The following is a 7987-nucleotide window of genomic DNA, read 5'->3' as shown; positions in this document are numbered from 1 at the left end:
AGAAGTGTACCGGGAACCAAGAAAGCATTTGAGTTGTATGGTGCATGATGATCTGGTGCAACTGCTGCGGCAAGTGGCGAGGCAACAACGTTGGAGTTTGGGTCGGACCACTGACGAGATTCTGCTGCATGGGTTCCGGGTGACCGGTCACCTGCCAGAAGAGGTCTAGAGCCGCAGGGGCAGCAATGCTGGTGGAAAAAGTGTTGGTTTAGAAAACTTTGAAAGTAATTACTTTTTGGTAGTTTTTGTAGAAGGGAAACGGGAAGGACTCAGTAGCGGGTTACGACTTTTTTGCTACTATTCAAAATCTTGAGCAATAGCTAATTCTGATAAACCACTAATCTAATTGTATATTACTGGTGGCCAGAGGTGGAATTGAACCACCGACACACGGATTTTCAGTCCGTTGCTCTACCAACTGAGCTATCTGGCCGTTTGGAGGATAAAGATGTTAACCCGAAAAAATTATGGGAGATTTTTCAGAAAAGCAAGTGATTTCTAGTTTCTCAACCGATAAACCTGATGAAGTACTAAACCCATCAACATTAAGAAGGCAGTTTGAACTTCTCCATCCCGAAAGTTATTTTCAAAAGCTCCAGCCACCATAAAGCCGGAAACTCCAGCAAGTCCACCCCATAAGATTGCACCTTCCCAACTTACCGATTCTACTCTTTTCAATGATAGGACACATGTCAACAACAAGCCAAATACGATTCCTAGGTAGGCGAGAAAGCCAATGATTCCGTAATTTAGCCATGTCTGCAGATAAATGTTGTGCACTCCAGCACTGGCATTGTTGTTAAAACGATGATTGTTTTTTTCAGCTAATGTTATCCGGTATTGATCCATGACATTTTTGTCATTGCCGTAGCCGATGCCCCAAAGTAAGTGGTCTTGAATTCCTTGCACACCTGAATCCCACATCAACAACCTATCCTTGTTAGCTGCAACATCAAATGTGCTGGTGAGACGCTGAACTAATGCATTATCTCTAATTTGCCAATTTTTGGTCTCTCCACTGAGTGCTTGTTGAAAAATCCAACCACCCAACCCCACCCCAATTATCAGGGAAGCAGTTCCCAAAATTTTTGAAATTCGAAACAACAAAATCCAAAACACCATTAAAATTCCTAGCCAAATGCTTCGTCCCAAAGATGAGATTGCGCCAGCAAGCATCACAATGCTACCAAGTCCATAAAGCCATCGCCATTTAGTAGAGAGGTTCTTCACAGTCGTGAAAAGGAAAAAAAGAGGGAAGAGCAATAGTAAATAGCCACCGTAAGTCAGATGGTGGGTAAAATTGCCCTTTCCATGAAAAAACTGGGTGCCGTCGGCTGCAGTGTAATAAAGAGTAGTCAGCCTTCTCTCAGGTGAGCGAAGCCAGTCTGCACCAGTGAAATACTGAATGATTCCATAGAGTGAAACTAATAAGAGAGGTACAAATAGAAATCGAATGAGTTTCTGTTGGTCAACTTCCAAAATTGCAATGGCTACCACAAAAGGTAAGAGTAAGCGCCAGTTCGTCTGAGCGGAAAAAAGATGATCAATCCCTGGGTATCCGTTGAAATAACCACTTAACACAGTCAAATTCATGTATATGATTACTGGCCAGATGAGCCAATGCTTATAGCCTAACCCCTGCCTTCGAATAAATCGCCAGAGGCTGATCAGGTAGATGAAGAAGATGGAGGCTTCAGATCCAGCAATACTAAAGGTGCTGAATACAAAAAGAGCGTATATGAAGAATCCAAGATAAGTGGAGGAATCATTGAGGGATCCATTAGCCCAAAATTTGGCCATTATGTACGTGCCTCATAGATAGCTTTGTAAAGCTTATGAGTCCTGAAAACACGTTTCACATAATTCCTGGTTTCAATGTAGGGAATGCTTTCAACAAATTCGTCGAGGTCACGGTCAGGGAATCTCTTCAACCATTCTTTCATACGACCTGGTCCCGCATTATAGCTCCCTGCTATCTGAATCACCTCTCCAAACCTTTTCGAAATCTGCCCAAGGTAGGAAGTTCCGAGCTGAATATTAATCTTTGGATCGAAGAAATCTTTCTCATCTTTCAGCTTCAACCCAATGATCTTAGCTACTCTTTTTCCAGTGTATGGCATCAGTTGCATCAGTCCACGAGCAGAAGCTGGTGAAACCACATCTGCTTGATAAAGGCTTTCTTCACGCATAATTGCCAACGTGAGATAGGGATCAATACCAGCATTTTTAGAAAAATTTTGAACATCTATCCAATAAGGTCTAGGGAAAGCAAAAGTCCAAACTTGTTGGTCCTTTATTGGAATACGCTTCAAATCACCAAGGTAGTGATTGACTACAATTGTCTGCAATGAGCGATATTCTCCATATTCATCAAGTACCAGACTACTTTTCCAGATCAGTTCCTTGGGGGATTTCAAATCTACTAAATTACGAATGTGCTTAGCTCCAATATTTCTGTCTCCGGCAGCCATCACAAACTCTGCAAATTCCAACTCTATCTTTTCCTCATTTGCTTTAAGTTCAGGAGGGTTGTCATGCCAATAATCTTTCTCTTTGTAGGGTATCTTTTTTGGCACCAGACTGCTCATTGTTCGCTGCGCCAGCATTCCATAAAATGTATTGGGATACCAACTAAGCAAATTATTAAAAATTCTTTGAGCTCGTTTTTTCTTCTTTTCTAAGACAGCCAGCTTTCCTTGCCAATAAACAAATTTTGCGGCTACTTCAGGATTGTTAATGCCATTCCTGAGGCCATCGTTTATGTACTTTAGAGAAGTTTGCCAATTCTTTTGTTGATAGTGATACCAAGCCAACTCCCAGGCTGCAATTTCCCCAGAGCGCTTTTTGGGGAAATTTCTCAGAAGTTTCTTCCACCAAATCTCCGCAACTTCATCATTGTTGTTTCCCTTGTAAGCCCTAGAAACCTCCAGCAAGATGTCTTCATGCGCCTTGGAGAAGAGGTAATTTTTGCTGATTTGTTCAATGACTTTTGCTGTGGAGCCTTCATCTTTCTTCTTTCTCCACATGCGGGCTTGCCAATACAGTTGTCTGTCCCCAGGCATTGAAAAATTTTCTGTAAAATACCCTTGCTTCATCAATTTCAGAGTCTTTGTGTAGAAGCGTTCCCTATGCATAGCTGCCGCGTAAATTTCACCTAATTTAGCTCGTTCAAATTTGGAGAGACCACTTAATTGAGTAGGTAAGTGTTTGATGAGATACATATCTAGCCTAAGCCGGCTGATCGTCTTCATTCTATTGATTACCATTGCTCCAGATGGTTTTTGCTTTCCTCTTTTGATTCGTTGATCTGAAGCTTCAGCGTCCTTGAGATTATCTGGATTCATCCAAAGATTAGCTGTCACCTCAAAAGGGACAGGAACCTTTTTCCTTTCAGCTACTTTGATAAATTTCTCAGCAAGATCATATTCTGCAAAAAACCAATCTAGTTGATGGAGCGTATTCTTCAGAAAGCTATAAAGCAGATTCAACTCTCTAGCGCTGTTGAAATGATTCTTTAGCATCAGACGAAGAGTGGGCAGATACAGTGATCGCCTTGGAGACTCTAGGATTTTTTCAATCGCTCCTAGTGCTTTGTCATGTTTTTTCCAGGTCAAATAAAGTCTTACCTGCTGCAGAGCCCAATAATCTCTATGGTTTGGATTTGTTTGAAATCCCTTTTGGAACATTTTCTCAGCTTCTGCATACTCCCCAGTCGCTGATAAACTTTTTCCCAAAATGATCTGAGCAAGAGGCGATTGGTCGAGAAGTCCTTTTTTGATGTGCTCTTTGAGGTCTTGAATCAATTGTGCATGGCTTCCTTGCTGCATGAAATCCAGCCAGCGCTTGGCCTCCTGAGACTCATTGGCATACACAAAGTTAGCAGAGCAAATGATAAAGCTTAGCAGTAGACCCAAAAAACTAGTTCGTTTCAAAGCCGAATGCTCATATTTAAAAAAAATCATTGATCAGTAATTGGAAATTGTTATTTGTTTAAAACTCTTCCACGAAAAGCAAAAGACTTTACTTCATATGGAAACGAAAATTTGACTAGAAAATATAATTCGAATGCTAGGTAAAATTTGATGGAAGAGCAGGATACAAACCGTGTTCCATTGATTGTTCGACAGCGGCCACGCAACCTTGGAGCTTCCAGCAAGCCAGTCCCTTATCAACCGCCAGCGGACACCTACGACCTCTTCAGTAATCCCAAAAGTCCCTTTCTACAACGCTTGGTCACTGCTCCAACTGAGCAAACGAAGCTTAGTTCGGAAAAGCTTCAGAGTCTTTTTGAAAAAATGCAGGAGAAAGGTGGTTCCTATCGTCTTGCTTATCCCTCCGCGAAAGGTGCGCACGAAAAACGACGTATCGCTCCCGGGACTGTGCCTGGCAAATCTTCAACCTATGGAAATCACTCAGATTCCTATGAAGCCCCTCAACGACTACAGCATTTTGTCCAATTGTTCATGGAACAGGTTCTCTCTGATCTGAAAGAAGACCCATTCGGTCTAACAAAATTAGTTCAAGATTTAGCCACGCTTTTTGAAGAGCAGGAAATTCGCATACGTGTTTATGATGCGTATCGAACATTTAAAAGTTTTGATCAGCTATTAGACACCCTCACCCGAATCAGTGAAGATACGGAGATTGAAAATTTTGAACTCTTCTGCAGTGCACTCGTTGGCTTTTACAGCCAACTCAAACAGTGAGACAGCAACTTCTCCTCATAAATCCTCCCGTGAAAATGTTGCAAATTTCCCTGATCCTTCGAGGCCTGCTTGGATTGAAGTAGATTTTGTAGCTTTGGCACACAACCTCACAGAAATTCAAAAAAAGGTTGCACCAGCTAAGGTGATGGCTGTCGTCAAAGCAAATGCCTATGGACATGGGTTGGTTCCAGTAGCACGCTTTTATGAACAATCTGCTGTTGATATGTTAGGTGTAGCTTTGCTGGAGGAAGCACTTCTTTTAAGAGAGAACGGAATAGCTTGCCCGATCCTTGTCTTCGGAGGGTTACTAGAGAGTCAAGTTCCTCATTTTCTGCTCCGTCAAATTGATATTACCGTTTCTTCACTCTCTAAATTGGAGCAGGTGGAAAGATGGGCGCTGCATTTGGGCTGCAAAGCAAGAATTCACATAAAATTAGATACTGGGATGGGTCGGATTGGAACTCGAGCTAGTTCAGCTCTACCGATGATTGAAGCAGCACTACTGAGTAAAAATTGTCAACTGATTGGAATATTTTCGCATTTTGCTTGTGCAGATGATCCACATGACAAGATGACTGCTCTTCAACTAGAGCGATTTGAAGAGGGCATTGGACACTTTAAAAAGTTGGGTGCGCCAATACCGATGCGGCATCTAGCGAATTCTGGAGCAATTCTCCATCACCCAAAAAGTTTTTTCGATATGGTGAGACCAGGCATTCTTCTATATGGAATCCAACCAGATTCTAAAAGCCAACTACAGTTAGAACTTAAACGCAGTTTGACCCTCAAAGCAAAAACTGTCTTTCAAAAGGGAATGTTGAAGGGGCAAACTGTTAGCTATGGTGCGACCTGGACGGCTTCAAAGAATACATGGATCAGTACTCTTCCAATCGGATACGGGGATGGCTTTATGAGAGGTTTGTCCAGTAAAGCTGAAGTGCTTTATGAAGGGAAGAGATTTCCAGTAGTTGGTAAAATTTGTATGGATCAGATGATGATTGAAAGTCCTGAGATGTGTGTTCCAAATGATGCCGAGATGACTCTGATTGGGAGGAGTGAAGAAGAGGTGATCACTGTGGAGCATTTAGCTGCACAAGCCCAAACCATTCCATATGAGATTCTAACTAACTTGAATTCCCGCCTACCAAGATACTACTTCTAGCATGTGTTTCGCGCTTAAATACTATGTGCGGAGCCGATTCGTCGCCAATTCTAGGAGAATCTTTGTCAGGTAAGCAGCAATAGCAACTCCAACGATCGCAGCACTGGTATTTGTATCTCCGTAGTAAGATATGATCAGGCCAATCAGGCACATCGCAAAACATAGAAGTGTTGAACCCATCATCAATTGCTGCAATGAGGATGCATTCTTTTCTAGCATGCTCGGTGGAATTGTTAAAAGGGCCAACACCAAAATTATACCAACCAATCGAATAAGAATCACAACTCCACAAGCTAGCAGCACCAACACCAATGGATAAAACCATTTGACTGGGACCTTGGTCAATTCTGCATATTCATGATCATATGAAACAGCCAATAAAGGTTTATACCCTCCAAGAACGAGCAACAGAATAAAGCAGTCAATACCTACCATCCAGAACAAATCTGATGAGGGAATTGCTAAAATGCTTCCGAACAGATAGCTCCCCAAATCCACCTGATAGCCCGGGGTCATATCAATCATCAATACTCCAAAAGCCATCCCAGCTGCCCAGAGCAGACTCACTATTCGGTCCGAATTCTCTCGGTTTTGTTGAGTCCATTTCGCCAAGATGAGGGCTCCTCCAACCGTAAACACCAAGGTGGTAGGAAGAAGCGGCCAACCAAGAAAAACACCTAGACCGACTCCGCCATAAGCAAAGTGAGAAATTCCCCCTGCAAGGAAAGTCATCCTGTTAACAACTACGATTGAACCAAGAAGCCCACATGCAATACTCCCCAATACTATGGCAAGCAAGGCATGTTGCATAAAATCATATTGGAGGGCTTCCCACATAAGCTGCTGCGAATTAAGTTGAACTAGGAGGCAGCTGCAAGAGTGGTCATTTCTGGCAGAGGACAATGGTGGTCCACGTCAGAACCACACATCACGTGGAGAGCGAGATCTGTGATCTCAGGTTTGGGATGGTAGTGCAAAAAATGATTCACTGTCGCCACAGACTTGGCAATGTGTGGTACCAAGCCAAGGTCGTGAGTACTGACTAAAACAGTAGTTTTTTCATTAACTCTATGTAAGAGATCATAGAGTTTTGTCTTTGATTGCAGGTCCAAATTAGCTGAGGGTTCATCCAACAACAAAAGTTTTGGTTTAGACATCATTGCACGGGCAATCAATACCCGCTGGCGCTCCCCTCCTGATAAAGCTTGCCAACTCCTCTTCTTGAAATCAGACAGACCAACTTCCTCCAAAACCTGATTGGACCTCTCCTTGACTTCTTTTGAGAAACCCCAGCCCCAGCGTCGGCTTTCATCACTACCCAAGGCGACAACATCGCCTACCTTGATGGGAAATTGATGATTTGATTTCGAATTCTGAGGTACATATCCAACAAGATCTGAACGTAGCTGGTGATGTTGTCCTTGAATAAGCACTTTACCTTGCAAAGGCTTCAAGAGTCCTAAAATCAGACGAAACAAAGTTGATTTTCCACCACCATTGGGCCCTATCACTGCAACAAGATCCCTTTCGGGGATTTGCAAATTGATATTTTCTAGAACAATTTTTTCTGGTTCATAGGCAAATATTAAATTAAGAACTTCTACTTCACTCATATATTTTTCGTTTAGTTTTCAACAATTTGATTGGTGGCTTTTCTCAAAGAGTCATGCCAGTTTGCAGCAAGAGGGTCCAGTTCAATTATTTCTCCTCCAAGGCTATTTGCCACTGTTTTTGCCATTCGAGAAGATCGTTGTGGTTGCACCCAAATATTTTGAATCCCCATATCTTGTACTTCTTTCAATTCTTTTATCAATTCCGCTGGACTAGGCTCTTTACCCTCCAACTCTATAGAAAATTGTTGCAATCCATACTCTTTGGCAAAATATCCCCAAGCAGGATGAAATACTAAGAATCCTTTTGGATTTCCAGACTTTGCTAGTTTTCCTCTGATTTCTTCATCTAATTTTTCAACCTCTGCAGAAAACTTAAGAAAGTTAGACCTGAGAGCCTCACTATTGTTTGGAATGATTTCCAATAAATGACCAAGGATTTGTTCTCCCATTTTTTGAACATTTGATGGTGCTAACCAGATATGAGGATCCAGAGAAGTTCCTAATTG

General features: G+C 42.2%; 7 protein-coding genes and 1 tRNA gene. 2 read left to right on the top strand and 6 right to left on the bottom strand.

What is annotated here, in order from left to right; genetic code table 11:
* Nucleotides 1–357 precede the first annotated feature (357 nt).
* The 3 genes from P8O70_00120 to P8O70_00110 form a co-directional block, all read right to left on the bottom strand.
* Nucleotides 358–433: transfer RNA gene (locus tag P8O70_00120), tRNA-Phe, on the bottom strand.
* Between the two features lie 65 nt (nucleotides 434–498).
* Nucleotides 499–1800: an O-antigen ligase family protein gene (locus P8O70_00115; GenBank protein MDG2195291.1), complete on the bottom strand. Its 1302-nt coding sequence runs from the start codon at nucleotides 1798–1800 to the stop codon at nucleotides 499–501.
* Nucleotides 1800–3932, bottom strand: coding sequence for a transglycosylase SLT domain-containing protein (locus P8O70_00110; protein ID MDG2195290.1), 2133 nt, complete (start codon nucleotides 3930–3932; stop codon nucleotides 1800–1802). Before P8O70_00110 ends, P8O70_00115 begins: the two co-directional genes overlap by 1 nt.
* Nucleotides 3933–4082: 150 nt before the next feature.
* Here P8O70_00110 and P8O70_00105 point away from each other — a divergent pair, with 150 nt between their 5' ends.
* Entirely contained in the window at nucleotides 4083–4706 is a 624-nt protein-coding gene (locus P8O70_00105; protein ID MDG2195289.1) for a hypothetical protein, read from the top strand.
* Nucleotides 4654–5868, top strand: coding sequence for an alanine racemase (alr, locus tag P8O70_00100; GenBank protein MDG2195288.1), 1215 nt, complete (start codon nucleotides 4654–4656; stop codon nucleotides 5866–5868). The genes P8O70_00105 and alr overlap by 53 nt, the downstream gene beginning before the upstream one ends.
* A gap of 21 nt (nucleotides 5869–5889) precedes the next feature.
* Here the strand turns inward: alr and P8O70_00095 are convergent, their stop codons facing one another.
* The 3 genes from P8O70_00095 to P8O70_00085 all read right to left on the bottom strand — a co-directional run.
* On the bottom strand, nucleotides 5890–6705 hold the full coding sequence (locus P8O70_00095; protein MDG2195287.1) for a metal ABC transporter permease: 816 nt from the start codon (nucleotides 6703–6705) through the stop codon (nucleotides 5890–5892).
* 23 nt (nucleotides 6706–6728) lie between these two features.
* Nucleotides 6729–7481, bottom strand: a complete 753-nt coding sequence (locus P8O70_00090) for an ABC transporter ATP-binding protein (GenBank protein MDG2195286.1) — start codon at nucleotides 7479–7481, stop codon at nucleotides 6729–6731.
* A gap of 11 nt (nucleotides 7482–7492) precedes the next feature.
* The coding region (locus P8O70_00085; GenBank protein MDG2195285.1) for a zinc ABC transporter substrate-binding protein at nucleotides 7493–7987 on the bottom strand (495 nt) is incomplete at its 5' end.

It is taken from the genome of SAR324 cluster bacterium (assembly GCA_029245725.1).
Lineage (GTDB): Bacteria > SAR324 > SAR324 > SAR324 > NAC60-12 > JCVI-SCAAA005.
Note: the sequence above shows the minus strand (reverse complement) of the source record. Positions and strands in the feature narration are given on the sequence as shown.

Coding starts and splice junctions, on each gene's coding strand:
- P8O70_00115 (MDG2195291.1), bottom strand. CDS start 1,800: ATGGCCAAATTTTGGGCTAATGGATCCCTCAATGATTCCTCCACTTAT.
- P8O70_00105 (MDG2195289.1), top strand. CDS start 4,083: ATGGAAGAGCAGGATACAAACCGTGTTCCATTGATTGTTCGACAGCGG.
- P8O70_00095 (MDG2195287.1), bottom strand. CDS start 6,705: ATGTGGGAAGCCCTCCAATATGATTTTATGCAACATGCCTTGCTTGCC.
- P8O70_00090 (MDG2195286.1), bottom strand. CDS start 7,481: ATGAGTGAAGTAGAAGTTCTTAATTTAATATTTGCCTATGAACCAGAA.